Annotated in this window: 24 protein-coding genes and 1 pseudogene; 9 read left to right on the forward strand and 16 right to left on the reverse strand. The window is 63.4% G+C overall.

From position 1 onward, the window contains the following. Positions 1-2 precede the first annotated feature (2 nt). Genes AC3ANQ_RS15650 through AC3ANQ_RS15665 form a run of 4 tightly spaced genes read right to left on the reverse strand, consistent with a single transcriptional unit; the run spans position 3 to position 5,742 of the window. A complete protein-coding gene (locus AC3ANQ_RS15650) occupies positions 3-812 on the reverse strand; it encodes a CoA transferase subunit A (RefSeq protein WP_488301883.1) in 810 nt (269 codons plus the stop codon). A gap of 19 nt (positions 813-831) precedes the next feature. Beyond that, positions 832-1,995, reverse strand: coding sequence for an acyl-CoA dehydrogenase family protein (locus AC3ANQ_RS15655; protein WP_268023187.1), 1,164 nt, complete (start codon positions 1,993-1,995; stop codon positions 832-834). 2 nt (positions 1,996-1,997) lie between these two features. Further along, positions 1,998-4,130 carry an acetyl/propionyl/methylcrotonyl-CoA carboxylase subunit alpha gene (locus AC3ANQ_RS15660; protein ID WP_488301884.1) on the reverse strand — a complete coding sequence of 711 codons (2,133 nt, stop codon included), beginning with the start codon at positions 4,128-4,130 and terminating at the stop codon, positions 1,998-2,000. 4 nt (positions 4,131-4,134) lie between these two features. Beyond that, on the reverse strand, positions 4,135-5,742 hold the full coding sequence (locus AC3ANQ_RS15665; protein WP_488301885.1) for a carboxyl transferase domain-containing protein: 1,608 nt from the start codon (positions 5,740-5,742) through the stop codon (positions 4,135-4,137). 153 nt (positions 5,743-5,895) lie between these two features. Between AC3ANQ_RS15665 and AC3ANQ_RS15670 the strand changes: the two genes are divergently transcribed. Then, complete coding sequence (locus AC3ANQ_RS15670; RefSeq protein WP_488301886.1) at positions 5,896-6,549, forward strand: SACE_7040 family transcriptional regulator; 654 nt, start codon at positions 5,896-5,898, stop codon at positions 6,547-6,549. A gap of 178 nt (positions 6,550-6,727) precedes the next feature. Here AC3ANQ_RS15670 and AC3ANQ_RS15675 read toward each other — a convergent pair whose 3' ends face one another. From AC3ANQ_RS15675 to pdhA, 3 genes are read right to left on the reverse strand one after another with little or no spacing between them, the layout of a single operon-like run. Further along, positions 6,728-8,152 (reverse strand): dihydrolipoamide acetyltransferase family protein, encoded by a 1,425-nt coding sequence (locus AC3ANQ_RS15675; protein ID WP_488301887.1) that lies wholly within the window; start codon positions 8,150-8,152, stop codon positions 6,728-6,730. Continuing rightward, positions 8,149-9,159 (reverse strand): alpha-ketoacid dehydrogenase subunit beta, encoded by a 1,011-nt coding sequence (locus tag AC3ANQ_RS15680; protein WP_488301888.1) that lies wholly within the window; start codon positions 9,157-9,159, stop codon positions 8,149-8,151. The genes AC3ANQ_RS15675 and AC3ANQ_RS15680 overlap by 4 nt, the downstream gene beginning before the upstream one ends. Then, the gene (gene pdhA, locus AC3ANQ_RS15685) at positions 9,159-10,325 is read right to left on the reverse strand and encodes a pyruvate dehydrogenase (acetyl-transferring) E1 component subunit alpha (RefSeq protein WP_488301889.1); all 1,167 of its coding nucleotides are present in this window, start codon (positions 10,323-10,325) and stop codon (positions 9,159-9,161) included. The genes AC3ANQ_RS15680 and pdhA overlap by 1 nt, the downstream gene beginning before the upstream one ends. Before the next feature lie 194 nt (positions 10,326-10,519). Here pdhA and AC3ANQ_RS15690 point away from each other — a divergent pair, with 194 nt between their 5' ends. Together AC3ANQ_RS15690 and AC3ANQ_RS15695 are read left to right on the forward strand one after the other, a co-directional pair. Further along, positions 10,520-11,005 (forward strand): Lrp/AsnC family transcriptional regulator, encoded by a 486-nt coding sequence (locus tag AC3ANQ_RS15690; RefSeq protein WP_488301890.1) that lies wholly within the window; start codon positions 10,520-10,522, stop codon positions 11,003-11,005. A gap of 118 nt (positions 11,006-11,123) precedes the next feature. Next, the gene (locus AC3ANQ_RS15695) at positions 11,124-11,597 is read left to right on the forward strand and encodes a hypothetical protein (protein ID WP_488301891.1); all 474 of its coding nucleotides are present in this window, start codon (positions 11,124-11,126) and stop codon (positions 11,595-11,597) included. Between the two features lie 85 nt (positions 11,598-11,682). Here the strand turns inward: AC3ANQ_RS15695 and AC3ANQ_RS15700 are convergent, their stop codons facing one another. Next, positions 11,683-13,299, reverse strand: coding sequence for a solute symporter family protein (locus tag AC3ANQ_RS15700; RefSeq protein WP_488301892.1), 1,617 nt, complete (start codon positions 13,297-13,299; stop codon positions 11,683-11,685). Beyond that, the gene (locus AC3ANQ_RS15705) at positions 13,296-13,676 is read right to left on the reverse strand and encodes a DUF485 domain-containing protein (protein ID WP_488301893.1); all 381 of its coding nucleotides are present in this window, start codon (positions 13,674-13,676) and stop codon (positions 13,296-13,298) included. The genes AC3ANQ_RS15700 and AC3ANQ_RS15705 overlap by 4 nt, the downstream gene beginning before the upstream one ends. A gap of 178 nt (positions 13,677-13,854) precedes the next feature. Here AC3ANQ_RS15705 and AC3ANQ_RS15710 point away from each other — a divergent pair, with 178 nt between their 5' ends. The 4 genes from AC3ANQ_RS15710 to AC3ANQ_RS15725 are packed head-to-tail and all read left to right on the forward strand — an operon-like array spanning position 13,855 to position 17,623. Then, a complete protein-coding gene (locus AC3ANQ_RS15710) occupies positions 13,855-15,021 on the forward strand; it encodes a sensor histidine kinase (protein ID WP_488301894.1) in 1,167 nt (388 codons plus the stop codon). Positions 15,022-15,036: 15 nt separating this feature from the next. Then, positions 15,037-15,756 carry a LytR/AlgR family response regulator transcription factor gene (locus AC3ANQ_RS15715; protein ID WP_488301895.1) on the forward strand — a complete coding sequence of 240 codons (720 nt, stop codon included), beginning with the start codon at positions 15,037-15,039 and terminating at the stop codon, positions 15,754-15,756. Then, the gene (locus tag AC3ANQ_RS15720) at positions 15,753-16,115 is read left to right on the forward strand and encodes a DUF485 domain-containing protein (RefSeq protein WP_488301896.1); all 363 of its coding nucleotides are present in this window, start codon (positions 15,753-15,755) and stop codon (positions 16,113-16,115) included. The genes AC3ANQ_RS15715 and AC3ANQ_RS15720 overlap by 4 nt, the downstream gene beginning before the upstream one ends. Next, a complete protein-coding gene (locus AC3ANQ_RS15725; RefSeq protein WP_488301897.1) occupies positions 16,112-17,623 on the forward strand; it encodes a sodium/solute symporter in 1,512 nt (503 codons plus the stop codon). Before AC3ANQ_RS15720 ends, AC3ANQ_RS15725 begins: the two co-directional genes overlap by 4 nt. Positions 17,624-17,680: 57 nt before the next feature. Here AC3ANQ_RS15725 and AC3ANQ_RS15730 read toward each other — a convergent pair whose 3' ends face one another. From AC3ANQ_RS15730 to rpsB, 6 genes are all read right to left on the reverse strand, one after another. Then, entirely contained in the window at positions 17,681-18,265 is a 585-nt protein-coding gene (locus AC3ANQ_RS15730; RefSeq protein ID WP_488301898.1) for a DivIVA domain-containing protein, read from the reverse strand. A gap of 21 nt (positions 18,266-18,286) precedes the next feature. Next, complete coding sequence (locus AC3ANQ_RS15735) at positions 18,287-19,210, reverse strand: phosphatidate cytidylyltransferase (RefSeq protein ID WP_488301899.1); 924 nt, start codon at positions 19,208-19,210, stop codon at positions 18,287-18,289. Continuing rightward, entirely contained in the window at positions 19,210-19,767 is a 558-nt protein-coding gene (gene frr, locus AC3ANQ_RS15740; protein ID WP_395801716.1) for a ribosome recycling factor, read from the reverse strand. Before frr ends, AC3ANQ_RS15735 begins: the two co-directional genes overlap by 1 nt. Before the next feature lie 102 nt (positions 19,768-19,869). Further along, complete coding sequence (gene pyrH, locus AC3ANQ_RS15745; protein ID WP_488301900.1) at positions 19,870-20,607, reverse strand: UMP kinase; 738 nt, start codon at positions 20,605-20,607, stop codon at positions 19,870-19,872. Between the two features lie 145 nt (positions 20,608-20,752). Further along, positions 20,753-21,589: a translation elongation factor Ts gene (tsf, locus tag AC3ANQ_RS15750; protein WP_234753056.1), complete on the reverse strand. Its 837-nt coding sequence runs from the start codon at positions 21,587-21,589 to the stop codon at positions 20,753-20,755. Between the two features lie 121 nt (positions 21,590-21,710). Continuing rightward, positions 21,711-22,634 (reverse strand): 30S ribosomal protein S2, encoded by a 924-nt coding sequence (rpsB, locus tag AC3ANQ_RS15755; RefSeq protein WP_488301901.1) that lies wholly within the window; start codon positions 22,632-22,634, stop codon positions 21,711-21,713. A 434-nt stretch (positions 22,635-23,068) separates the two neighbouring features. Between rpsB and AC3ANQ_RS15760 the strand changes: the two are divergent. After that, positions 23,069-23,521: pseudogene (locus AC3ANQ_RS15760) on the forward strand (M23 family metallopeptidase); the annotation flags it as partial. Positions 23,522-23,590: 69 nt separating this feature from the next. On the opposite strand, the gene AC3ANQ_RS15765 reads toward AC3ANQ_RS15760, so the two are convergent. Next, positions 23,591-24,865 carry an acyl-CoA dehydrogenase family protein gene (locus AC3ANQ_RS15765; RefSeq protein ID WP_488301902.1) on the reverse strand — a complete coding sequence of 425 codons (1,275 nt, stop codon included), beginning with the start codon at positions 24,863-24,865 and terminating at the stop codon, positions 23,591-23,593. A 237-nt stretch (positions 24,866-25,102) separates the two neighbouring features. Here AC3ANQ_RS15765 and AC3ANQ_RS15770 point away from each other — a divergent pair, with 237 nt between their 5' ends. After that, the gene (locus tag AC3ANQ_RS15770; RefSeq protein ID WP_488301903.1) at positions 25,103-26,206 is read left to right on the forward strand and encodes a hypothetical protein; all 1,104 of its coding nucleotides are present in this window, start codon (positions 25,103-25,105) and stop codon (positions 26,204-26,206) included. The last annotated feature ends 35 nt before the right edge of the window (positions 26,207-26,241 follow it).

Consider the following 26,241-nt stretch of genomic DNA (forward strand, 5'->3'; position numbering starts at 1 on the left):
GGCTACGCTCCTGCCTCATCGGTAGTGCCGGCAGCTTCGGTAGTGCCCGCAGCAGATGCCGGAGTCAACGCAACTGTCCGCTTTTCGATGCGCTTCTCCGTGTCCGGTGCAAGCACGACCCGCTGCACGAAGATGCCCGGAGTGTGGATGTTCTGCGGATCGAGTTCGCCTGGCTCCACGAGCTCCTCTACCTCGGCGATGGTGATCCGGGCAGCCATGGCGCACAACGGATTGAAGTTCATGGCCGTCGCGTGGAAGACGAGGTTCCCGTGACGGTCGCCCTTCCAGGCATGGACCAGTCCGAAATCGGGCGTCAGGGATTCCTCCAGGACATAGTCCGCGCCGTTGAAAGTTCGCACTTCCTTGGGCGCGGAAGCGATCGCAACATTGCCGTCGGCGTCGTACTTTTGCGGAAGGCCGCCCTCCGAGACCTGGGTCCCGACGCCGGCCGCCGTGAAGAACGCGGGGATGCCGGCGCCTCCGGCGCGCAGTTTCTCAGCGAGGGTTCCTTGCGGGGTGAGAACCACCTCAAGCTCGCCGGCCAGGTACTGCCGCGCGAACTCCTTGTTCTCGCCAACATAGGAACTGATGGTCCGGCGGATGCGCCCGTCCTTGAGCAAAATACCCAGGCCCCAGTCGTCCACGCCGCAGTTGTTGCTGACCGTTTCAAGGTTCTTGGTGCCTTGATCGTGGAGCGCATCGATCAGCGCCACGGGGATACCGCACAAGCCGAATCCGCCGACGGCGAGCGAGGCACCGTCGTGGATGTCCTTCACCGCTTCCGCGGCGCTGGCAACAACTTTGTCGATCATCGTTTACCTTCCCTGACGGTTAAAGGCCCAGCTCGCGGGCGATGAGCATCAACTGGACCTCGGTGGTGCCTTCCCCGACTTCCAGGATCTTGGAGTCGCGGTAGTGCCGTGCCACCGTGAATTCGTTGATGAAGCCATAGCCACCAAACACCTGGGTGGCGTCCCGTGCGTTGTCCATGGCTGCCTCGCCTGCGACCATCTTAGCGATGGCCGCTTCGGTCTTGAACGGCTTGCCGGCCAGCATCCTCGCGGCCGCATCGTAGTAGGCCAGGCGTGCCGTGTGGGCCCGTGCCTGCATGCGGGCGATCTTGAACTGAATGGCCTGGTACTTGCCGATGTGGTGCCCGAAAGCCATACGTTCCTTGGCGTATTTCACGGACAATTCGACGCAGCCCTGTGCCGCGCCGGTGGCGAGCGCGGCGATGGCGATACGGCCTTCGTCCAGGATGGACAGGAAGTTGGCGTAACCCCGCCCCTGGACACCGAGCAGGTTCTCTTCGGGCACGCGGACGTTGTTCAGCGTGAGCGGGTGGGTGTCGGAGGCATTCCAGCCCACCTTGTTGTAGGCCTTTTCCGCGGTGAAACCGGGCGTGTCGGTGGGAACAAGAATGGTGGAGATTTCCTTCTTGATGCTCCCGTCCTTGCGTTCATGCTGTCCGGTGACGGCGGTGACGGTGACCAGGCGTGTGATGTCCGTCCCGGAGTTGGTGATGAACTCCTTGTTGCCGTTGATGACCCAGCGGCCGTCCTCAAGGTGTGCGTTCGTCTTGGTGCCGCCTGCGTCTGAGCCAGCCTCCGGCTCTGTCAGGCCGAACCCGGCGAGCGCTTCGGCGGAGGTCAGCTGCGGCAGCCACTGTTCCTTTTGCGCCTGTGTACCGAAGCGGTACACAGGCATGGCGCCCAAGGATACGCCTGCTTCAAGGGTGATCGCCACGGACTGGTCCACCCGGCCCAGCTGTTCCAGCGCGAGCGCGAGGGCAAAGTAGTCCCCGCCCATGCCGCCGAACTCTTCAGGGAAGGGCAGGCCGAAGAGACCCATCTCGCCCATCTGCTTGACGACTTCATAGGGGAAGCTGTGTTCCTCGTCGTGCTTGGTGGACACCGGGGCCACTACCTCGTCGGCGAATTCCCGGACGGAGTTGCTCAGGTCCTGGTATTCCTCGCTGAGTTCAAAACTTGCCATGGCTAGACTTCCTCGTCTTTCTGGTTTTCTGTCGGTTCCCCCGTTGGGCCCGGGGTGGGTTCTTCAGTGGCTTCTGCCGCCACGTGGATGGTGGCGAGGACTTGGTCGGCCTTGACGAGGTCCCCGGTTTTGCTGCTGAGGTGCACGGTGCCGGACACAGAGGCCAGCAATTGGTGTTCCATCTTCATCGCTTCCACGGCAAGGAGGACCTGGCCGGTTTCGACGTGATCGCCGTTGTGCACCGAAACGGAGACGACGGTTCCCGGCATGGGAGACCGGACTTCGGGATCCGCGGCGCCTTCTTCGCGCTGAATGCCCGCGAGGATGCGTGCGAGCCGGGCCTCGCGGTCCAGGATCTCCAGCCGGCAAGACCAGCCGTCGCTGCCGAGCCAGAGTTCGCGTGACTCGCGCCCCGGAGCAGGCGAGCCGTGTGCGAAACGGTGCTCGACGCCGTCGAGCACTAGCGCGGCTTGTTCCGCGGATCCCGTCCGCATCTCTGCAGTGTGCACGACGCCGCCATCCACGCGCGCCGTGATGATCGAACCGTTCCCGGTGAGCGCAACAGTGGCCAGGCGGGCGTCGGGAAGTCCGATGGTGGTCTTCCACGGTGCGGGAGCGCCGACTCGCCAGCCATCGGCGGTGTTCCAGGGCGATTTCGCCCCGACAGGTGCCGGGACCTGTCGGCTCAGCAGCTCCGAACGGCTGAGGATCGCTGCGGCGATCAACTCCACGTCCGTGACCTGACGGAACTCCAGCCCCTCCAGCTTTCGCTCGATCAAGCCGGTGTCAAGGCGCCCGGCGCGGACGTCGTCGTCGTTGATCAGGAGCCGCAGGTACTCAACGTTGGTGTGCACACCCAGCAGGGTGTAGTCCCCCAGTGCGTGGTCAAGTGTGTCCAGTGCCGCCTTGCGATCCGGTCCCCAGGCGACGACCTTCGCCAGCATGGGATCGTAGTCGCCGGTGATGGACAGTCCCGGCAGCATGGCGGAGTCAACGCGGACATGGGGATCGTCGCCGGCCCGTTCCCGGAGCGTCACGATCTCGCCGATCGACGGCATGAAACCGCGTTCGGGTACCTCAGCGTAGACGCGTGCCTCTATCGCATGGCCCTCAAGCACGACGTCGGCCTGCGCCACCGTGAGGACCTCGCCTGCGGCGATGCGCACTTGCCATTCGACAAGGTCGACGCCGGTCACCATTTCCGTGACAGGGTGTTCCACTTGGAGGCGGGTGTTCATCTCCATGAAGAAGAAGTGCTCCGGATCCTTGTCCGAGACAAGGAACTCGACCGTTCCCGCACCGCTGTACTTGACGCTTCGGGCGGCCTGGCAGGCGGCCTCACCGATCCGCGCCCGGACTTCGGCACCATTCGCCAGGGACTCCAGCAAGGGGGACGGCGCCTCCTCGATGACTTTCTGGTGGCGGCGCTGAAGCGAACATTCGCGCTCGCCAAGGTGAATGACGTTGCCATGGTTGTCGGCAAGGACCTGGACCTCGATGTGCCGGGGCGCCTGGATGAGCCGCTCCAGGAACAGGGTGTCATCACCGAAGGCGCTCGCCGCCACGCGGCGGGCGGTCAGCAGCGTGGCCGCCATATCCTCTAGCCGCTCCACGATGTGCATCCCTTTGCCGCCCCCACCGGCCGAGGGCTTGATGAGCAGGGGGAAGCCGACGCCGGGCGCCGCCTTGATCAGTTCCGCATCGCTCAGGCCCGGTTCGGCGATGCCCGGAACGCAGGGGACGCCATAGGACATGACGTGGTTCTTGGAACGGATCTTGTCTCCCATGATCTCGATGGCGTCAATGCCGGGGCCGATGAACGCGATCCCTGCGGCGTCCAAGGCCTTGGCGAACTCCTCGTTTTCGGCCAGGAATCCGTATCCGGGGTGGACGGCTTGGGCACCGCTTTGCAGGCAGGCCTCGATGATGGCGTCTATCCGCAGGTAGCTGTCCGCCGCCGCGGCTGTGCCGATCCGGACGGCAGTGTCCGCTTCGCGCACGTGCCGCGCCCCGGCGTCGGCGTCTGAATAGACCGCCACCGAGCTGATGCCCATGGCCTTGAGGGAGCGGATGACGCGGCACGCGATCTCGCCGCGGTTGGCGACAAGGACGGTGTCGAAAGAATTGATTGTCACGGGGTCACATCCGGAAGAGGCCGAAGGAGGTTTCCGGCAAGGGTTGGCGGGACACGGTATCAAGGGCCATACCGAGGACGCGCCGGGTGTCGGCCGGGTCGATGATGCCGTCGTCCCAGAGCCGGGCGGTGGAGTAATAAGGGCTGCCTTGGTCCTCGTATTGCTGCTTGATGGGGGCCTTGAAGGCTTCCTCGTCCTCGTCAGACCATTCCTCACCGCGGGCCTCGTACTGGTCCCGCTTGACGGTGGCCAGCACGCTAGAGGCTTGGTTCCCGCCCATGACGGAAATACGGGACGCGGGCCACATCCACAGGAAGCGCGGCGAGTAGGCTCGGCCGCACATCGAGTAGTTTCCGGCGCCGAAGGAACCGCCGATCACCACGGTCAGCTTGGGGACGCGTGCGGTGGCGACGGCGGTGACCATCTTGGCGCCGTTCTTGGCGATGCCGCCCTGCTCGTAGTCCTTGCCCACCATGAAGCCGGAGAGGTTCTGCAGGAAGATCAACGGGATGCCGCGCTGATCGCAGAGCTCAATGAAGTGCGCGCCCTTGAGGGAGGACTCGCTGAACAGCACCCCATTGTTGGCCACGATGCCCACAGGGTGGCCGTGCAGCTTCGCGAACCCCGTGACCAGGGTGGTGCCGTAGTTCTTCTTGAATTCATGGAACCTGGAGCCATCCACCAGACGGGCGATGACTTCGCGGACGTCATACTGCGCGTTGACGTCAGTGGGAACGGCACCATAGATCTCGCCCGGATCAACAACAGGCTCGACGGCGGCGTCCACGTCCCATGCCGGGGCGGCCGGCTTGGGCAGCGTGGAGACGATGTCACGGACGATCTGCAGGGCATGCTCATCGTTTTCCGCCAGATGGTCAGTCACACCCGAAATCCTGGAGTGCACGTCTCCGCCTCCGAGTTCCTCCGCCGTGACGATCTCGCCGATGGCGGCCTTCACGAGGGGCGGCCCGCCCAGGAAGATGGTGCCCTGGTTGCGGACAATGACCGTCTCGTCGCTCATGGCCGGGACATAAGCGCCCCCGGCGGTGCAAGACCCCATGACCGAGGCGATCTGCGGGATCTTCGCGGCAGACATCTTCGCCTGGTTGAAGAAGATCCGGCCAAAGTGCTCCTTGTCCGGGAACACCTCGTCCTGCTTGGGCAGGAACGCTCCCCCGGAATCGACGAGGTAGACGCACGGCAGTCTGTTCTCCAGGGCTATTTCCTGGGCCCGGAGGTGCTTCTTCACCGTCATGGGGTAATACGTCCCGCCCTTGACCGTGGCGTCGTTGGAAACCACCATCACCTGGCGGCCATGGACCAAGCCGATCCCCGCGATCACGCCGGCGCCGGGCGAATCATCGTTGTACATCCCGTTGGCCGCCAACGGAGCGATCTCCAGGAACGGACTGCCCTCGTCCAACAGGTAGTTGATGCGCTCGCGCGGCAAGAGCTTCCCCCGGGAGATGTGCCGCTCGCGCGATTTCTCCGGTCCACCGAGGGCGGCCACAGCAAGTCGCTTCTTCAACTCCTGCACCAGGGACTGCTGCGCCTCCGCGTTGGCCGCGAACTGGTCGCTGCTGGTATCCAGCTGGCTGGCGAGTGTCTCCATCGACTGCGTCCCATCCCGGCCAAAAGGCCATCTCAGTTAGTACCGCATAACTGGAATTTAGGTTAGTCTCTATTAACTGTGTTGTCCATCACCTCGACGCCGAACTCGGTTCCGGCATCAGGTTGAATGTGACGCTTGCAATAAGGAGGAATTGTGGTCACCTTCCAGCGGAGCCCGCAGCAGGACGGCCCTGCCCAGCGGAGCCCCAAGCAAGACAGCCAGACCCAGAGAAGCCAAGCCAAGGAGACGCGGCGAAAGGCGCTCCTGACCGCCGCAGCCGGGTTGTTCGCCGCAGACGGCTTCAACCGCGTATCGCTGGAGGACCTGGGAGCCGCCGCAGGAGTCAGCGGACCGGCCGTGTACCGGCATTTCCCCGGAAAACAGGCCGTCCTTGCCGAGCTGCTGCTGAGCGTGAGCCGCAATCTGCTCGACGGCGGCCACGGCGTGGTGTCCGAGGCCCCCGACGCCGAAACCGCGTTGCGCGGGCTGGTGGAATTCCATGTTGACTTCGCCCTCAGCAATCCCGATGTCATCCGGGTCCAGGACCGCGATTTCAGCAACCTCAGCGATGCCGACCAAGCCGAGGTCCGTACCCTGCAGCGTAACTACGTGGAACTGTGGGTGGGAGTGCTCGGCGAATTGCATCCGGACACGGATCCTGCCGAACTGCGGGTACGGGCACACGCAGCCTTCGGCTTAATCAACTCGACTCCCCACTCCGTCCGGCACCACGGTCGCCGGATGGCGGTCAAGAGCGCCCGGCCCATCCTCGAACGGATGGCACTGGCGGCACTGACCGTTCGATAGTCGACGCTCGCTCACTTTTGGGGCGTTTCTACCGGACGCTCCTGCACTTGTCCGACGGCGAGACGGCAGTTGTGCAGGAGCGTCAAGCATTTTGGGCCCAAAAGTGAGCGAGCGTTGCGCGAACATCGTGCTTGCACGGATCGGTGTGCGCGCGGAACCGTCGAAACGACCGCGATGGCTAGATCATCGTCATGACTGTTGCCGGATCGGACAGGATCGCGCCCAGGTCGGCCAGGAATTTCGAGCCCTGCTCGCCGTCCACCAACCGGTGGTCGAAGGATAGGCTCAGGGACATCACCTGGCGCACCGCGAGTTCGTCGTTGTGCACCCAAGGAGCCTTCCGCACCGATCCCAGCGCCACGATGGCAGCCTCGCCCGGGTTCAAGATGGGAGTTCCTGCGTCGATCCCGAAGACACCGATGTTCGTGATCGAGATGGTCCCGCCCGTGAGATCCGCCGGAGAGGACTTTCCCGAGCGTGCCGTGTCCGTGAGCTCGGACAACGCGGTGGACAGTTCCAGCAGCGTCATCTTGTCCGCGTCTTTGATGTTGGGAACAGTCAGTCCCCGCGGCGTGGCTGCCGCGATACCCAGGTTCACGTAATTGAACTGCACGATCTCCTGTGCGGCCTCGTCCCAGCGGGAGTTCAGCGTCGGGTTCCTTCGCAGGGCAATAAGCACAGCCTTGGCCGCGATGGTCAACGGCGTCAGCTTGTACCCGGCAAATTCGCGGCTGGCTTTTAGCCGCGTCAGCAGTTCCATGGTGGGCGTGACGTCAATGGTCAGGAACTCCGTCACATGTGGCGCCGTGAATGCACTTTGCACCATGGCGGCGGCCGTGAATTTGCGAACTCCCTTGATGGGCGTGCGAGTCTCGCGTTCACCGGAAACCCCGACGGCGAACCCGGCAGTCGGGGCGGTCGGAGCACCGACGCGGCCCAATATCTGGACCTGTGGCCCAGCCGCGAAGTCCTGTACATCCGAACGGGTGATGAGCCCCGCCGGCCCGGTTCCCTTCACCAGCTCAAGGTCAATTCCAAGATCCCTGGCCAACTTGCGGACCGGAGGGGTGGACCGCGGCCGCTCTTGTTCGGCAGTCGGCTCGCTTGGAACCGCGAGCGGTGTGGTGGGTTCGACGGCGGGAACCAATTCCCGGACCGGCTCGCGTTCGGCGACGCCTCCGTCAAAGCCTCGCTGGCGTCGCGCCGGGCGTCCGGACCTTTCGACGACTGCGCCATAGCCCACGAGGTTCGGCTCACGTTTCGCCGTGGCCTCCACCGGGCCGCCCGCGGGGGCGACCCCACCGGAAGTGCCCGCATCGGAACCTGCAACACCTGAAGGCGAGGCTCCGGCGTCGTCGACTTCAAAGGAGACGATCGGCATACCGACCTCCACAACCGAACCGGCCTGCTCGTGCAGGACGGCTACGGTTCCCGCGAAAGGCGAGGGAAGCTCAACCACGGCCTTGGCCGTTTCCACCTCCGCAATAACCTGGTTCAAGGTCACGGTGTCCCCCACCCCAACCTTCCAGCTGAGAATTTCCGACTCGGTGAGTCCCTCGCCGAGGTCCGGCAGCCTGAATTCCTTGATCATCGTGGCGCTCATCCTTCCAGGCCGCTCAGGGAGTTACCGCGGCCAAGCGCCCGGTCCACGCCGTCAAGGATCCTGTCCAGGTCCGGCAGATGATGCATCTCAAGCTTTGAGTACGGGTACGGGATGTCGAACCCCGTGATCCGGACTGGCGCCGATTCAAGGTAGTTGAAGCAGCGCTCGGTGATGCTCGCGGCGATTTCCGCGCCGAGTCCGCCGGACTGAGCAGCCTCATGGGTGATGACCAGCCGGCCGGTCTTGCGGACGGACGCCTCCACTGCCGGGAAGTCGATCGGAGCCAGCGAGCGCAGGTCGATGACCTCCACGGAGATTCCTTCGTCGGAGGCGGCCATGGCCGCGTCACTGGCGGTCTTCACGAGCGGGCCATAAGCCACCAAGGTGACGTCGCTGCCTGGGGAGACCACCCTGGCCTTTTCCATGGACAGCGCAGTGGAAAGATCTGCCGTCTCGTCCACTTCACCCTTGTCGTGGTAGCGGCGCTTGGGCTCGAAGTACAGCACCGGATCGTCCGAGGCGATGGCCTGCTGGATCATGGTGTAGGCATCCTGCGGGTTGGAGACGCTGATGACGCGCAGTCCCGAGGTGTGGGTGAAGTAGGCCTCCGGGGATTCGGAGTGGTGCTCGGGTGAGCCGATCCCGCCACCGAAAGGCACTCGGATGGTGATGGGCATCTTCACGCGGCCCTGTGTCCGGTAGTGCATCTTGGCGACCTGGCTGACGATCTGGTCGAATGCCGGGTAGATGAAGCCGTCGAATTGGATTTCGCAGACCGGACGGTAGCCGCGGTAGGCCAGCCCGACAGCCGTGCCGATGATCGCGGATTCGGCCAAGGGGGTGTCAACTACCCGGTGCTTCCCGAAGTCCTTCTGGAGGCCGTCGGTCACCCGGAAAACGCCGCCGAGCGCACCGATGTCCTCGCCCATGAGGACAACTTTGGGATCGCTTTCGAGGGACTTGCGGAGGCCGGCGTTGATGGCGCGGGCGAATGTCAGCTTGCTCATCAGAGTGCACCTTCCTGGGTGGATCCGCTGAAGCTTTCCAGATAGCGGGAGTAGTGGTCCTTCTGGCGTTCGATCCAGGAGTTGGGCGTGCTGTAGACGTGGTTGAAGAGGTCCAGCGGCACGGGATCCGGCATGTTGATGACACCTGCCCGCAGGCTCCTGGCCACCTCGTCCGCTTTGGCCTGGGTCCTGGCTTCGACTTCTTCGGTCAGCAGGCCCTTGGTGCGAAGCAGCGCCTTGAGGCGGGCAATTGGGTCCTTGGCCGCCCAGTCCTCAAGCTCATTGGCGTCGCGGTAGCGGGTGGGGTCGTCCGCCGTCGTGTGCGGGCCCATGCGATAAGTCACTGCTTCAATGAACGTAGGTCCGCCGCCCTTCCGGGCCCGGTCCAGCGCAATTCGGGTGACAGCCAAAACAGCCAGGACGTCGTTCCCGTCGACCCGCATGCTCGGGATTCCGAAGCCTGACGCACGGTCGGCGATCTGGATGTGCGACTGAATCCGGACGGGCTCGGAGATGGCCCAATGGTTGTTCTGGCAGATAAAGACCACGGGCACTTGGAAGCTCGCCGCAAAGACCATTGCCTCGTTGACGTCACCCTCGCTCGTCGCACCGTCGCCGAAGAATGCAACCGCCACGGAATCGGCGCCATCGTGCTGGATGCCCATGGCGTAGCCGGTTGCGTGCAATGACTGCGAGCCGATGATGATCTGCTGGGTGGCAATGTTGTGGCGGTACGGGTCCCAGCCGGAGGACGCATTGCCGCGCCAGGCACGGACCAGGTCCGTCGGCTCCACGCCGCGGCAGTAGGCCACGCCATTGTCCCGGTAGCTGGGGAAGACGAAGTCGTCATCCCGGAGGGCCCTGCCCGAACCGATTTGCGATGCTTCCTGCCCCAGCAGCGGCGGCCACAAGGCCAACTCGCCCTGACGCTGCAAGGCAGTGGCCTCAGCGTCGATGCGGCGGATCACTGTCATGTCCTCATACAGCGAGCACAACTGCTCGTCGGTGACATCGCTGACCCAGAGATCGAACTCCGGGTGGCTGATGCGTTCCCCCTCGGGGGAAATCAGTTGGACCAGGTTTCCGCCGGTCCGACGAGGGTTTTCTGCACTGATTCCGGGATTCGGAGCCTTGTAGGCGTCCTGGCCGGCTTTGTCCGTCAACACAGTTGATCGCACCTTTCAGCTCGTGCTCGCAGGCCTGGGATGGACTTGTGATCCAGCCGCGGGCCAGCATCCTGGCGTCTTCGCCTGGATTAATTGTGACCCTACTCACAATGCTCATTGGGTACAACCACCGTTGAAAATTCTGCGCATTCTGCCCTGTCTTGGCCGCTGACACCGTGCTAACGTTGCGCATTATGCAAGCTTTGGATGGCACAGACACCCGCCTGCTTTCGGCCATGGCAAAGGACCCCCGCGGCACAGTGGTGGCCTTGGCGCAGAAGCTGGGACTATCACGGAATACAGTCCAGGCACGGATGGCCCAACTCGAGAAGAAGCACGCGTTCCTCTCCTTCGAACGGCGCATCAACCCTGCTGCCCTCGGCTATCCGCTCATGGCGTTCATCTCCGTACACGTGCAGCAGCGGAAGCTCGGACAGCTCGCCTTGGAACTCGCCGAAATCCCGGAAATTCTGGAGGGGTACGGGCTCACCGGATCGGCTGACCTCTTGTTGCGGGTTGTAGCGCTCGACGCCGAGGACCTGTTCCGGATCAACGGCAAGATCCTGGCGTGCGACGGCGTGGAACGAACCGATACCGCGATGTCCATGGGCGAATTGATTCCGTTCCGGGTGCAGCCGTTGCTGAACCGCACAACAAAGGCGACGCTCCGCACCAACTGAGCGCCGAAAAAATTGTCACCACCCACCCATCCATGGCGCCGCAGCGACGTCCATAGGACCGACCACCGGAGCGTCCATCACCCTGTTTTCGTGTTTCGCGGAAATGGGGGCCGGCCTCGTGGAGCTTTCCATCTCATCAAGCTCCATTTCGAGCCGGGGGCCCCTGCTGTGGGCGGGCGGAATCTTCGCGGTCTGGGGCCTGGCCCTGCTCGCGGGATCGATCGCGAGCTTGCAACGCGGACGGCTCCGGTTCCGTAAAGCGACAACCATCGGACTCATCGCGGCCGTGGTGGTCCACGTAGCCGTGCTAGTGGCCGGAGTGGCTCAAAGATTGCTCGACGGCGGGCATCTGGCTGCTCTCTTCCTGGTCCTCATGGCGCTGGGATCGTCAGCTTGGCTGGCCCGGAGGTACCGCGACGACGCCGGCGGAACGGCAGTGGCTCCCCCGCGGACCGGTGCGCTTGTGGGGGCAGCCTTTGCCGCCGCCGTCGTGGTCGCAGCAGCGACGACGCCGGGGCTGGCCGCCTCGGTGGCCGGCCAGCATGCCGTCCCGCACGGATCGCACTCGATACCGAGCGGGCACAACCACTAACCCTCCCCAGCGAACCGACAGCAGAAATCCCTCCCACACCAAAGCGTGGGAGGGATTCCTGCTTTCTTGGGCCTACAGGAAATTCCTAGTGATTCACCGCTTTCTCGGCTCCGATGCCGGTCAGTGACCGGACCTCCATCTCGGCTTGTTTCGCCGCGTCTTCACGCCTCTTGTCCAGCATGGTACCGAGCCAACCAAGCAGGAACGCGAGCGGAATTGACACGATTCCGGGGTTGCTCAGCGGGAAGATCGCGAAGTTGGCGCCCGGGATCATGGACGTCTTGGCACCGGAAACCACCGGCGACAAAGCGATCAGGATGACGGCCGCCGCGAGGCCGCCATACATGCTCCAGGTCGCTCCCTGGGTAGTGAACTTCTTCCAGAACAGGGAGTAGACGATGGTCGGCAGATTAGCCGATGCCGCCACCGCGAAGGCGAGCGCCACGAGGAAGGCGACATTCTGGCCGTTGGCGAAAATCCCGCCGAGGATCGCCAGGACCCCGATGACCACCACGGTCCGCCGGGCCACTTTGACCTCAGTCACGGCGTCGGCCTTGCCCTTGGAAATGACGTTCGCATAGATGTCGTGGGCGAACGACGCCGCAGCCGTGATGGTCAAGCCCGCGACCACAGCAAGGATGGTGGCGAACGCGACGGCGGAGATGAAGCCCAGCAGCAGCGGTCCGCCCAGGTGGAACGCGAGGAGCGGTGCGGCGGAGTTGACGCCTCCCGGGGCGGACTTGATGGTGTCGGCTCCAACGAGTGCCGCAGCGCCGTAGCCGAGGACGAGCGTAAACAGGTAGAACAATCCGATCAGCCAGATGGACCAGACCACCGACTTACGGGCTTCCTTGGCGGTGGGCACCGTGTAGAAGCGCATCAGCACGTGCGGCAAGGCGGCCGTGCCGAGGACCAGGGCCAAACCAAGGGACAGGAAGTCCAGCTTGGAGGTCTCGGTCTTGCCGTACTGCAGGCCGGGGTTCAGCACGTTGGGGTTCTTGGCGGCATCCGCGGCAGCGCCCAACAGGTTGGACGGGTTGAAGCCGTAGATGGACAGTACCCAAAGCGTCATGACAGCTGCACCGCAAATCAACAGCACGGCCTTGATGATCTGCACCCAGGTGGTGCCCTTCATTCCGCCGATGAGCACGTACATGATCATGAGGGCGCCGACGACGACAATCACCAAGGCTTGCCCGCCCCAATCGCTGATGCCCAGGAGCAAGGAAATCAGGCTTCCGGCGCCGGCCATCTGTGCCAGCAGGTAGAAGAAGCAGACGGCCATGGTGGACAGGGCCGCGGCGATCCGCACCGGGCGCTGGCGCAGCCGGAACGAGAGTACATCGGCCATGGTGAACTTGCCCGTGTTGCGCAATAGTTCCGCAACAAGCAGCAATGCCACGAGCCACGCGACAAGGAATCCGATGGAGTACAGGAAGCCGTCGTAGCCGTTGACGGCGATTGCTCCGGTGATCCCGAGGAAAGAAGCAGCGGAGAGGTAGTCGCCGGCGATCGCGGTTCCGTTCTGCGAACCGGTGAAGGATCGCCCGGCGGCGTAGTAGTCGGCAGCCGTCTTGTTGTTCCGGCTGGCCCGGAGCACGATCACCATGGTGACCAGGACGAACAGTGCGAAGATGCCCATGTTCAACAGTGTGGTGTCCTTCAGCGCGGCAACGTTGACCATGGGGACCATGCCCGTCATTTTGCTGCCCCACTTACCGGGCTTGCGCCCTTATCGAATTCATGGCCTTCGATCTCATTCCGGATTTCTGTGGCGATGGGGTCCAGCTTCCGGTTGGCATAGTGGACGTACCAGGCAGTAATTCCGAAGGTGGTGACGAATTGCAGCAGGCCTAGGACCAAGCCCACGTTGATGTTGCCCCACAGCTTGATGGACATAAAGCCCACGGCGTAGTCAGCCAGCAGGACATATGCGAAGTACCAAAGCAGGAACGCGATGGCCATAGGAAAGACAAAACTGCGGTGGCGCCTGCGGAGCTCCTGAAATTGCGCCGTTTGCTGGACTTCCTGGAAATCGACGGACGCTGCAGCGTCCGGGGTCTGGGCCTCGTTACCCATGGTTTCCTCCTGGTTGTGATTGTCTACATGGACCACACACTCCTAGCCAATGTGACTCGAATTACTATTCACCGGGAGCCCGCAACACTCCAGATCCATAGCACAGGGCGTCGCCCAGCGGACAGGTTGCTGCGCCGAACGGCACTGCTCGTGTCGGGCGGTTCGCTAGTCTTGCTCCATGCCGGATTCCCCGCTCGTCACTGCCGCCGCGATTGCCGTCATCGTCCTTGCCGTGGCCGTCGTCGTCGGAGTGGGCCTCAAGGTGATCCGTTCCTTTCGCGAGTTGGGCACGGACGCCGAGAGGGCCACCTACCAAACCCTGCACGCGGCGTCGCGCGCGGGGCAGCACCTGCGCACGGGACTCCACGCGGCGGGAGCGGCCAAGGCGAGCAGGCAATTGCGTTCCTTGCTTGGCTGCGACGCCCTGGCCATCACGGATACTGAGTCGGTCCTGGCCTGGGACGGCGCAGCGGAAGAACTGAAAGCTGCCTTGATGGGCCTCGCCGCAGGAGTGCTCGCCGATGGGCGGACGGTGGTTGTGTCCGCGTCGCGCGAGCTGAATGCCGTGATCGCGCCGATCCGGGCCGGGAACCGCGTGGTGGGAGCCGTCGCCGCCTTTGCTCCGCAAGCCGGCGCGGGGCTGGTCCGTGCAACCAGTGAACTGGCGGACTGGGTGGCCGTGCAGGTGGAACTCGCCGAGCTGGATGCTTCCCGTATCTTGCTGATGGAAGCCGAAGTCCGGGCCCTGCGCGCGCAGATCAGCCCCCACTTCATCTACAACTCCCTCAACGCCATTGCCTCGTTCATCAACACCGATCCCGCCAGGGCCAGGGAGCTCGTGGTGGAGTTCGCGGACTTCACCCGGTACTCCTTCCGGCGCCACGGCGATTTCACCACCCTGGCCGAGGAACTTCGTAGCATCGACCGCTACCTGCTGTTGGAGAAAGCGCGCTTCGGGGACCGGGTTCAGGTGAGCCTCAGGATCGCGCCGGAAGTCCTGAGCACCGTGATTCCCTTCCTGAGCCTGCAACCGCTAGTCGAAAACGCGGTGCGCCACGGGCTTGAAGCGAAGGAAGGACCGGGTCACATCACCATCTGTGCCAACGATTCCGGAGCCTTCGCCGAAGTCACCATCGAGGACGACGGCGTGGGCATCGATCCGGAACACCTGCGCTCCGTGCTGGCAGGCCACGCCGACGGCGACCACGTTGGACTACGGAACGTCGATGCCCGCCTCCGGCAGGTCTATGGGGACGAACACGGCCTGGTCATCGAGACCGCACCGGGCGAAGGCACCCTCATCACCATGCGCGTGCCAAAGTCCCAACCGAGCCATCACGCCTGAGGCTAATCTATAACCATGATCAACGTACTCGTCGCCGACGACGAGCTCCCCGCCGTTGAAGAGCTCGCCTTCCTGCTGGGGAAGGACGAGCGCATCGGTACCATCCACCGCGCGTCCTCGGGCGCCGAAGCCCTCCGCGCCCTCGAAGCCGAATCCGTGGACGCTGTCTTCCTGGACATCCATATGCCCGCGCTTTCCGGTTTGGACATTGCCCGTGCCATCTCGCGCAGCGCCCGCCCTCCCGCCGTCGTCTTCGTCACCGCCGACGAAGACTGCGCACTCGAAGCGTTCGAACTGGCCGCCGTCGACTATCTGCTCAAGCCGGTCCGTGCAGAGCGCCTGGCCCGGTCCATCGGCCGGATCAGCGACCTCATGAAGGACGGCAGCAAGGTCCCGGAGATGATCACCGTTGACCAGGGCGGGACCACGCGGATGATCCGGCGGGACGACGTCAGCTACGTCCAGGCCCAGGGCGATTACGCCCGATTGCACACCGCGGAGGCGAGCTACTTGATCCGGGTACCGCTGAACGACCTCGAACAGCAATGGGCGGAAGCCGGATTTATCCGCATCCATCGCTCGTATCTGATGTCCCTCAATCACGTGGGACACATGAAATTGGCCGCGGCACGGCCCAGTGTCACGGTGGCCGGGGCCGAACTGCCAATCAGCCGCAGGCACCTTCCAGCCGTGCGGGACAAGCTCGAGGCCACTCGGATCCGGCCGCAAGGATGACCCGGGTCAGGGTCACCGCCCCGCAGTCCGCAGCGAAGGTAACTCCTACGCGTCCGTACCATTCGCGCGAGGCGGCCGAAGACTCGGACGTCGGGCAGGTCTTCGTCAGGTCCCTGATCCGTTCGCAATTGCGCCTTGCGGTGGTGGTGGCTTCGGGTTTCCTTCTGGTGCTGGCCGCCTACGGCTTCATGGTGGCGCTGGTCCCAGACCTCGCGCAAATGCGGGTTCTCGGCATCCCCGTCAATTGGATCATCCTCGGAGTAGCGCTCTACCCGGTGATCGGACTGAGTGCGTGGCTGTACAACCGATCAGCAGCAAGGAACGAAGCCCGCTACCGCGATCTTGTGGAGGAGAAGTGAATCCTGCCGTCGGCCTGGCGGCCTTTGTGGGCGTGGCACTCGCGACGGCGGCGATCGGCTTCTACGGCCTGCGCATTTCGCGCACCACGGGCGACTTCTACGTGGCGTCACGCACTGTGCGGCCTTGGTGGAACGCCTCAGCGATCGGCGGTGAATACCTGTCCGCAGCGAGCTTCCTGGGCGTCGCGGGGCTGATCCTGTTGACCGGAACAGACGCCCTCTGGTTCCCGGTAGGCTACACCGCCGGCTACCTCATGCTGTTGCTGTTTGTCGCCGCTCCCTTGCGCCGATCAGGCGCCTACACGATCCCGGATTTCACGGAAGCCCGGCTGCAGTCCAAAGCCGTCCGCCGCGTCACGAGCCTCGTGGTGGTGGCTGTCGGATGGCTCTACATCGTGCCGCAGCTGCACGGCGCCGGGCTCACCATCCGGATCAGCACGGGTTTGCCTTCCTGGGTAGGCTCCATCGCCGTCATCGTGGTGGTCTGCCTGACTGTGGTGGCCGGTGGCATGCGCTCCATCACCTTCGTCCAGGCGTTCCAGTACTGGCTCAAACTGACGGCTTTGGCTGTCCCGGTGGTGTTCCTGTTGATGCATCAGGCCGACGCCGGCATGCCAGTCCTGGCAGAGGCATCCAGCAATCCCACGGGCCTACCTTCGGCAGGGCTTTATCAGACCGTCTCGCTCCTGGTGGCACTGCTCTTCGGAACACTGGGACTCCCCCACGTCCTGGTCCGCTTCTATACCAACCCTGACGGTCAATCGGCTCGCCGGACAACCCTCATTGTTCTGGGCCTGCTGTCTGTCTTCTATTTGTTCCCGACGGCGTCCGGCCTCCTGGGCAGGGTCTTCGCACCCGAGCTTGCGCGCAACGGACAACCCGATGCCTTGGTCCTCCTTCTGCCCGGAAAGCTGCTGGGCGGCGTCCCTGGCGATCTGCTCTCGGCACTGGTCGTCGCCGGAGCGTTTGCGGCGTTCCTCTCGACGACGTCAGGACTGGTGGTTTCGCTAGCTGGCGTCATCAGCCAGGACCTTCTGGGCGGGAGCGTGCGCGGATTCCGGGTCGCAGCACTCCTGGCCGCCGTCGTCCCCTTGTCCTTTGCATTCACCACGGATTCGACGGCCCTGGCCGGCAGCGTGGGGCTGGTCTTCGCCTTCACTGCGTCCACTATCTGTCCCGTCCTCCTGCTGGGCATTTGGTGGCGTGGCCTGAGCGACACGGGCGCGATTGCCGGCATGTTGACCGGAGCCGTCCTCTGCGGGGGTGCGCTGGTGGCGAGCACATTCATGGGTTCGTCCGTTGCGCCCAGCTGGCTTGCCCAGCCTGCGGCTTGGACCGTGCCAGCCGCGTTTGGTGTGATGGTACTGGTCTCGCGGGCAACAAAACACCGGATTCCGGGGACTGTGACCCGGCTGATGACCCGGCTTCACGTCCCGGAACGGCCGCTTGCCTCGGAACGGCCCTTGGCAACGAAACGGCCCTTGGCCACGAAACGCCAGCTCCGCTGAGGGCGGACGGTTTGCGTCCAAGGATGCCGGCTTGCGTCCGGGCCTTGTCGTTCGACGTTAGTCGATAGCGGCCATGAGTTCGACAACCCGGTCCAAGAACGCATCAACCTGGGCCTCTTCGTAGCCGTCGTGCCCTCTCGCCTCGGAGAACGCGGCGCGTCGGACGTTGTCGACGCTGAGCGGTTTGTCATTCTCCAGGTAACCGATCAGGGAAACGCACAAGGCGTCGACCTCGGCGATGTTGTAGCTGCGCGCACGCTTTTTCTCGGGACGGCGGAAGCGTTGGCCGTCTGGTCGGTGCAGACGGCCTCGCAACACTCCGGAGAGTTTGCCGATCTTCAGCAGCCAGGCTTCCTCGCCCTCTGCCGCTATCAGCTCGTCACGTTCCCGGCGGGCGAAGGCATCTTCGAGGCGGTCCAGCGCGGCGTCCACAGCGGTGGCGTCGTAGCCGCCCTTGACGGGGTCGAAGGAAACGGCGCGGACATCGCTGCTGCCGACTCTTACCGCTGCCTCGGCCCTGTTTTCAAACGACATCCGGGCGCGCTGGAAGAACTGGTCTACTTGCTTCGCGTTGTAGCCGTACTTGCTACGCTCCACGCGCTCAAATGCTGCGGGGATCTGGCGACGAATGTCCACTGCCACTGCTTTCCTTCTGGGTGGTTTTCAGGCGCCGCTCAACAGCGCGAAAAGAATAAATGCTGCCGGTGCAGCGAAGACGATCGAGTCGAGGCGGTCCATGATCCCGCCGTGCCCGGGCAGGATGCTGCTCATGTCCTTGACGCCCAGCTCCCGTTTGACCATGGATTCGGCGAGGTCACCGGCGGTGGCCGCGGCCACCATGCCGACGGCCAGCACCACGCCGACCCACCAGGGCCTACCAAGCACGAAAACACTGGCCAGTATCCCGATGACCATGGCTCCTGCCACCGAGCCTCCGAAACCTTCCCAGGACTTCTTGGGGCTGATCTTGGGAGCCATCGGGTGCCTGCCGAACAACGAGCCGACGAGGTATCCAAAAGTGTCGTTGGACACCACCAGCAACAGCATGACGGCAATCTGCCAGGCACCTGCCGGAACCTGTCCAGCGGGCCAGAGTCCCGCCGTCGTCGCTCCCCCGCTGGTGTGGAGGGGCAAGATGGCAAAGCTTATCAGGAAAGGCACCCAGGCAAGGGTGAAAATTCCGGCAAAGACGCTACGGGGAGCGCCAGCGGCGCTTTCAAGGGAGCGCCAGAGGAGGACGGCCGCGCTGCTGAGCAGCATGGCAAAGAGCAGGCTCTCAGGGCCACCGAAGTAGGCCGCCAGCGGCATCGCCACAGTGCCGGTCATCACGGGGGTAATCGGCATCCGGGTTCCCTGGCCTTCGAGCGCGCGGAAAATCTCCCACACACCGAGAACCGCAAAAGCGGTGGTCAGGAGGACGAACCCCAACGGCAGGAACAGCAGCCCGCCGAGAACGGCAAAGAGCATGGCAAGCCCGACGCCGATGGCGGCCGGAAGATTCCTTCCCGCCTTGGGCGTCGGGTTCCCCCGTAGGCGCCTGGCGCGCGTGGGGATTCCCTGCGCGGGCGCCGGCTCAGCCTCGCTCATCAGACCTCGAGCAGCTCGGCTTCCTTGCGCTTGAGGAGCTCGTCGATGCCGTCGACGTGGGCCTTGGTGATCGCGTCGAGTTCCTTTTCGCCACGGGCGCCCTCGTCTTCGCCGGCTTCGCCATCCTTGACGAGCTTGTCCAAGGAGTCCTTGGCCTTGCGTCGGATGCTTCGGATGCTGACCTTTGCGTCCTCACCCTTGCCTTTGACGATCTTGACGTATTCCTTGCGGCGTTCCTGGGTCAGCTCCGGGATGGTGATCCGGATGACATTGCCGTCGTTGGACGGGTTCGCGCCCACCTCCGAATCGCTCAGGGCCCTTTCGATGTCGCGCATGGCGGTCTTGTCGTAAGGGGTAATGAGGATGGTCCTGGCGTCCGGAATGGCGAAAGAAGCCAACTGCTGCAGCGGCGTTGGGGTGCCGTAGTATTCGACGATCACCTTGCTGTAGAGACCGGGGTTGGCACGGCCGGTACGGATCGTCGCGAAATCCTCTTTGGCTACCTCGACCGCCTTGTCCATCTTTTCGCCGGCTTCGAGCAAGGTTTCCTCGATCATGATTTCTCCTCAGAAATAGTCGCGCCCCGTTCCACGGGCCGCGATGCACAGTAAATTTCCGCCCCTGCGGGCGGAAGAGTCCTAGAAATATCCTAGCCCTTGCTAGGGAGTGACCAGGGTGCCCAGTTTTTCGCCGAGGATGGCCCGGGTGACGTTCCCTTCGCCTTCCATACCGAAGACCACCATGGACAAATCGTTGTCCTTGCACATGGTCATAGCGGTCTGGTCCATCACGCGGATGTCACGGCGCAGGGCCTCGTCATAGCTGAGGCTTTCAAGCTTCTCAGCCGCAGGATCCTTCTTGGGATCTGCCGTGTACACGCCATCCACACCGCTCTTCGCCATCAGGACGACGTCGGCATGTACTTCGAGCGCACGCTGGGCCGCGACGGTGTCGGTGGAGAAATATGGAAGTCCGGCGCCTGCGCCGAAAATGACCACGCGGCCCTTCTCCATGTGGCGGATAGCCCGCCGCGGGATGTAGGCCTCGGCCACCTGGCCCATGGTGATGGCGCTCTGGACGCGGGTCTCGACGCCCGCTTGCTCCAGGAAATCCTGCAGCGCCAAGCAGTTCATCACGGTGCCCAGCATGCCCATGTAGTCGGCGCGGGAGCGGTCCATGCCGCTCTGCGACAGTTCGGCGCCGCGGAAGAAGTTGCCACCGCCTACCACGATTGCCACCTCGACTTCGGAAACGGCTGCGGCGATCTGCTTAGCGATAGCGCGGACGGTCTCCGGGTCTACACCGAGCTTTCCGCCGCCGATGACCTCGCCGGACAGCTTCAGCAGCACCCGGCGGCGGGTCTTCCCGGGCTGGATTGCAGTGTTCTCGGTTTCCATGGTGCCTTCCCGTTTGTGGACTCTGGCTAGATTATCTTGCTGTGGGCCGGGCAGAAAGCCACCGACTGTAGATGCACGCGGTGCGTGCCTGCCGTTGCATGCAAAAGGGGCGGCCACCGCAGTGACCACCCCTTTTGAAGTCTTACTAGTTTCCTACCCGGAAACGAGCGACTGCGGTTGCCTTGACGCCGGCCTCTTCGAGAACCTGGGCAACGGTCTTCTTGGAGTCCTTGGCGAATGCCTGGTCCAGGAGAACCTCACCCTTGTAGAAGCCCGTCACGCGGCCTTCCACGATCTTGGTGAGAGCGGCTTCCGGCTTGCCTTCAGCCTTGGCGGTCTCTTCCGCGATGCGGCGCTCGGACTCGACCAGTTCGGCCGGGACGTCTTCGCGGCTCAAGTAGTTCGGAGCCATGGCTGCAACGTGGACGGCAACGTCGTGAGCTGCTGTAGCAGCGGCGTCGCCCTCGCCCTCAACGGCGAACAGGACGCCGACCTGGGCCGGGAGGTCCTTGGAGGTCTTGTGCAGGTAAGCGTCAACCGTGCCGCCTTCAATGCGGGCGATGCGGCGGACGACGACCTTCTCGCCGAGGACTGCGCCTTCTTCGACGACAACCTCGGAAAGGGGCTTGCCGTCGACGTCGATTGCCAGCAGGGTCTCGAGGTCCGCAGCACCGGACTCGACAGCGACGGCCAGGACCTTGTCAGCCAGCTGGATGAACTTGTCAGCCTTGGCGACGAAGTCGGTCTCGCAGTTGACCTCGATCATTACGCCGACGCCGCCGGTGACCTTGGCTGCAACCAGGCCTTCAGCCGTGGAGCGGCCTTCACGCTTGGTAGCGCCCTTGAGGCCCTTGATGCGGATGATCTCGATTGCCTTCTCGGCGTCGCCGTTGGCCTCGTCAAGAGCCTTCTTGACGTCCATCATGCCGGCGCCGGTGCGCTCGCGCAGGGCCTTGATGTCAGCAGCAGTGTAGTTCGCCATGTGAACCCCTCTGTCTAGAAATTTATGTGTTTACGGACTGACAGGACGGCAGCCCACCTAGTGGGCCGCCATCCTGTCAGTAGCTCCCCGCACCGATATGAGGCGCAGGAAAGATCCGGATTTACTTGTCTGCTTCGGCTTCGCCGGCAGCAGCTTCGGTGGCCTCGGCGGCCGGGGCTTCAGCGGCTTCAGCAGCTGGGGCTTCAGCAACCGGGGCTTCGGTTGCCGGAGCTTCGGTTGCCGGAGCTTCGGTTGCCGGAGCTTCAGCAGCTTCGGACTTGCTGCCTTCGAGGAGCTCGCGCTCCCACTCAGCCAGCGGCTCTTCCGGAGCCTCTGCAGCACCGGTTGCGCGCTGGTTACGGGCGATGAGGCCCTCAGCAACAGCGTCAGCAACCACTCGGGTCAGCAGGTTTACGGAGCGGATGGCGTCGTCGTTACCCGGAATCGGGAAATCAACTTCGTCGGGGTCGCAGTTGGTGTCCAGGATGGCAACAACCGGGATGTTGAGCTTCTTGGCTTCGTCAACGGCAAGGTGTTCCTTCTTCGTGTCAACAACCCACAGAACGGAAGGAGCCTTGGTCAGGTTGCGGATACCACCCAGGTTGGTTTCCAGCTTGGTGAGTTCACGCTTGAGGAGCAGGAGCTCCTTCTTGGTGTAGCCGGAGCCTGCAACGTCCTCGAAGTTGATCTCTTCGAGTTCCTTCATGCGCTGGATGCGCTTGGCAACGGTCTGGAAGTTGGTAAGCATGCCGCCCAACCAACGCTGGTTGACATACGGCTGGCCAACGCGGGTAGCCTGCTCAGAAATTGCTTCCTGGGCCTGCTTCTTGGTGCCGACGAACAGGACGGTGCCGCCGTGGGCGACAGTAGCCTTGACGAACTCGAAAGCGCGGTCGATGTAGGACAGCGACTGCTGAAGGTCAATGATGTAGATGCCGTTGCGCTCCGTGAAGATGAATCGCTTCATCTTCGGGTTCCAACGACGGGTCTGGTGTCCAAAGTGGACGCCGCTGTCAAGCAGCTGGCGCATAGTTACGACGGGCATGCCGACGCTCCTTCCGGCAGGTCATTCATGAGAGCGCCACACGGGCCGCTCTTACCCTGCCAATAGTTGACGGTTAGTTAGCCGAACCCGAACGGGCCCTGGCTCCTGGCATCCATTGCACATCTCATCCGGCCAAAGACTCGCCGGACCGCAAGAGGCACAATCCTCCGCAGCGTTGAATCCGCAAGGATTCGCAGTTGGAGGGGTGGATACGCGTAGTCAGCCTGGAGCCCCCGCGCAACTGAATGAGAGGCGCTTCTGAACAAGCTTGAGGGCACAGCAAACTGCTCCACCAAGTGTACTACAGCGCCCCCACCCTCTTGACCGCAATTGCACGGAGTTCAGGCACCGCATTCCAGCGTTTCCTCGTCGGGTTTTCCACATAGTCAGTCTTGCGGCTTCCGAGACTCACCAGGCTGACGAAGGCTTGTTCCATGAGAACGGCAAATCTTCTGGTCCTTCTACCCTTGGTACTGGTTTTGGGCGCGGCGCCCGCCGCTTCCGCCCCGGGATCCGGCGCAACCGCCGCCGGTCCCCGCCCGGACTGGGCGTGGCCGCTCTCCCCCAAACCCGCCGTCGTGCGTAGTTTCGACCCTCCGGACAAACCCTGGCAAAGCGGGCACCGCGGTGTAGACCTGCAAGCAGCCGGCGACGGCGTCCCGGTCACCGCTCCTGCCGAGGGCACCGTGAGTTTCGCAGGCGTCGTGGTGGACAGGCCTGTGATCGTGATCGACCACGGCGACGGGCTCCGCAGCAGCTTTGAACCCGTGATGAGCGAACTCAAAGAGGGCGCCACCGTGATCAAGGGCCGGGCAATCGGTATGGTCGCCGCCGGTCACTGTTCCGAATCACCTTGCGTCCACTGGGGTGTGCGGCGCGGGGAGGACTACGTCAACCCGCTTGCGTTCGTCATGGACCTTCGCCCGTCCGTGTTGCTGCCCCTGGAGTCATTGCCGCTAAGCCGGGGCATGGCTTCCCCGGCCGGGGACCGCACGGAGGATCCGCCTTCCCGTCTGGATCGTCGTGCGGCGAGCGGGCGCCTGGACGATGGCGGAAATCCCCGTGATGGCCCGCCCCGTGACGAGGGTGTTGATTTCGTGGGTGCCTTCGTAGGAGTAGATTGCCTCGGCGTCGGCGAAGATCTTGGCCATCTCAAAGTCCGTGACAATGCCGTTGCCGCCCAGGATGCCGCGGCCCAGGGCAACGCTTTCGCGCATGCGGGCCGTGGTGAAGGCTTTCGCCAGCGCGGATTGCTCGTCCTTGGCCACCCCGGCATCCTCAAGCTGCGCGAGCCGGACCATCATGCCCATGGAGCTGACAGTGTTGCCCAGGATCTGAACGAGTTGCTGCTGCACCAATTGGAACGAAGCCAGGGGGCGCCCAAATTGGAAACGCTCTACCGCGTACCGGCGGGCGACGTCGAATGCTGCAAGCTGCTGGCCCACCGCCTGCCAGGCCACCGAAAGCCGTGTGACTTTGAGGACCTTGTTGGTATCCCTGAAGCTGTCGGCATTGGCCAGTTTGAAGAAGTCGGGAATCACGACATTTTCGAGAGTGACATCGGCGTTCTGGACTGTTCGCAGCGAAATCTTGTTCTCGATCTTAGTGGCCTTGAATCCCTGGAGGCTCGTGTCCACCATGAAGCCTTTGACCTGGTTATCGGCGAGATCGCGGGCAAAGATCACCACCCAGTCGGAAAACGTGGCATTGCCGATCCAGCGCTTGGCTCCGTTGAGGATCCAGTTCTCGCCCTCGCGGCGAGCGGTGGTCCGGGTGCCGCCCGCGACGTCCGAACCGCCCAGCGGTTCCGTCAGCCCAAAAGCTCCGATCTTTTTGAGGGAGTAGATGTCCGGCAGCCAAGCGTCCTGCTGCGCCTGGGACGCCAGAGCCTCGATGGACCCTGTGAATAAACCGTCGTGGACGCCCATGAACGTGGCAATTGAGGCATCCGCTCGGGTTGCCTCCGCATGGACGAGGCCTGCAAACACATTGGAATAGCCTTGCCGCCTCACGGGACTCACGAGGTCGATCTCAGCCAGTTTGGGGATCAGCTCCATGGGGAACTCTGCACGGTTCCAGCAATCGACAGCAATCGGTTTGACCTCACGGGAGAGGAAAGCCCGGATTTCGGCAAGCCGGTCTTGTTCCTTGCCCGTGAGCAATTGCTCAAAGCCATAGAAGTCGCCGTCGGCGTACGGGAGATTCTCGAGGTCGATTGCTGCCTTGGACATAGCGCTCCTTCGCGTAAGTTACTGGGCAGTAACTTACGGCAATGACAGCCCTCCACACAAGCAACCAGGCACACTTACGAATAGCGGACGGCTTCTTGCGTAGCGTCATGGTCCGAAGCAGAAAGAGGTGCTGTTAACCTTCGGGTCTCCGGGCGTTTGCTCTTTGCACGGCTCACTCCCAGACCGCTTCCATAGGTTGGCAGGGACATCGTTTCCCCAATCTAAGGACGATTTTCAATGCCTGTTACACCCAACAAGCTCAAGCGGACCTCGATGGTATTGGTGGGAGCCGCAGTAGCTGCATCCACTCTTGCCTCCGTTGCCCTGCCGGCATCCGCTGCAGACGAGGGCGAAGCACACGCCCCGGCCGCCGGATTCACCGTGAAGACCTTTTCCCCGGTCGGCACCGAGTCAGCACCTGACGACATCACGCGGATGGGCGATTCCGTATACGTCTCGTTCCAGAACGGCGTTGGCCCCTTGGGTGAGGCCTCCGCAAACGGCGCCACAGCCAGCACCGTTCAGCAGTTCAGCCTCGACGGGAAGCCCGGCAAGTCCTGGCAAGTCACGGGCAAGGTTGATGGCCTTACAGCCGATCCGGAACATCACCGACTCCTCCTCACCGCCAACGAGGACGGCAACTCGAGCTTCTCAACCCTCAGCCCGGACCAGGCGAAGCCGCTGACCACGTACACGTATTCGGGCCTCACCCACGGCGGCGGAACCGATGCGGTATCCGTCGTCAACGGGAAGATTCTCGTCAGCGCCTCGGCTCCTGCAGACACTTCGGGTCCCGCCGCCTATTCCGTGGCGCTGGAAGGCACCACGGCCAAGCTGACTCCCCTTTTCGGCGACAGCGCCACGGCTACCGCAGCCAATGGTCCCCAGGCTGGAAAGACAACCACGCTCGGCCTTACGGACCCGGACTCCAACACCCAGGTTCCGGCCGCTGCTCCGCGGTTCAAGAACTCGTTCATGCTTGACGCGCAGGCGGACCAGCAGTTGATCTTCGCTTCCAACCCGGGTAGCGGCAAGCAGGCTCTCCAGGTACTGTCGGTTGCCCAGCCGCTGGATGACACGGTGTTCGCGGCACACTCCAATCAGACTCTCCTGGTCACGGACCCGAAGGACAACAACGTCTTCTCCATCACTGGCCCGTTCAAGGCCGGCGAAGCCGTTTCCACGGTGGTACCTGACGCGGGCCCCGCCTACCTGGCAAACCTGGACCTGGGCACCGGAGCTCTCGCCCCGATCAAGGAACTTGCCTCCATCCGGCCCAAGGGATTGATGTTCACGGGCGGCGCCGAGGACAACTCGCACGACGGCCAGCGCTCCGAGTAACGGTCACATTCAGAAGAGCCCCTGACTGCGTTTCC

The sequence above is a fragment of the Arthrobacter sp. DMZ02-1R genome (genome assembly GCF_057747935.1).

Excerpts from the sequence above, each read along its gene's own strand:
- pyrH (WP_488301900.1), bottom strand. The coding sequence starts at position 20,607 with ATGGAAACCGAGAACACTGCAATCCAGCCCGGGAAGACCCGCCGCCGG.
- AC3ANQ_RS15665 (WP_488301885.1), bottom strand. The coding sequence starts at position 5,742 with ATGGAGACACTCGCCAGCCAGCTGGATACCAGCAGCGACCAGTTCGCG.
- tsf (WP_234753056.1), bottom strand. The coding sequence starts at position 21,589 with ATGGCGAACTACACTGCTGCTGACATCAAGGCCCTGCGCGAGCGCACC.
- AC3ANQ_RS15680 (WP_488301888.1), bottom strand. The coding sequence starts at position 9,159 with ATGAGCAAGCTGACATTCGCCCGCGCCATCAACGCCGGCCTCCGCAAG.
- AC3ANQ_RS15655 (WP_268023187.1), bottom strand. The coding sequence starts at position 1,995 with ATGGCAAGTTTTGAACTCAGCGAGGAATACCAGGACCTGAGCAACTCC.
- AC3ANQ_RS15735 (WP_488301899.1), bottom strand. The coding sequence starts at position 19,210 with ATGAGCGAGGCTGAGCCGGCGCCCGCGCAGGGAATCCCCACGCGCGCC.
- AC3ANQ_RS15710 (WP_488301894.1), top strand. The coding sequence starts at position 13,855 with ATGCCGGATTCCCCGCTCGTCACTGCCGCCGCGATTGCCGTCATCGTC.
- AC3ANQ_RS15715 (WP_488301895.1), top strand. The coding sequence starts at position 15,037 with ATGATCAACGTACTCGTCGCCGACGACGAGCTCCCCGCCGTTGAAGAG.
- AC3ANQ_RS15765 (WP_488301902.1), bottom strand. The coding sequence starts at position 24,865 with ATGTCCAAGGCAGCAATCGACCTCGAGAATCTCCCGTACGCCGACGGC.
- AC3ANQ_RS15650 (WP_488301883.1), bottom strand. The coding sequence starts at position 812 with ATGATCGACAAAGTTGTTGCCAGCGCCGCGGAAGCGGTGAAGGACATC.
- AC3ANQ_RS15705 (WP_488301893.1), bottom strand. The coding sequence starts at position 13,676 with ATGGGTAACGAGGCCCAGACCCCGGACGCTGCAGCGTCCGTCGATTTC.
- AC3ANQ_RS15700 (WP_488301892.1), bottom strand. The coding sequence starts at position 13,299 with ATGACGGGCATGGTCCCCATGGTCAACGTTGCCGCGCTGAAGGACACC.
- frr (WP_395801716.1), bottom strand. The coding sequence starts at position 19,767 with ATGATCGAGGAAACCTTGCTCGAAGCCGGCGAAAAGATGGACAAGGCG.
- rpsB (WP_488301901.1), bottom strand. The coding sequence starts at position 22,634 with ATGCCCGTCGTAACTATGCGCCAGCTGCTTGACAGCGGCGTCCACTTT.
- AC3ANQ_RS15770 (WP_488301903.1), top strand. The coding sequence starts at position 25,103 with ATGCCTGTTACACCCAACAAGCTCAAGCGGACCTCGATGGTATTGGTG.
- AC3ANQ_RS15720 (WP_488301896.1), top strand. The coding sequence starts at position 15,753 with ATGACCCGGGTCAGGGTCACCGCCCCGCAGTCCGCAGCGAAGGTAACT.
- AC3ANQ_RS15675 (WP_488301887.1), bottom strand. The coding sequence starts at position 8,152 with ATGAGCGCCACGATGATCAAGGAATTCAGGCTGCCGGACCTCGGCGAG.
- AC3ANQ_RS15690 (WP_488301890.1), top strand. The coding sequence starts at position 10,520 with ATGCAAGCTTTGGATGGCACAGACACCCGCCTGCTTTCGGCCATGGCA.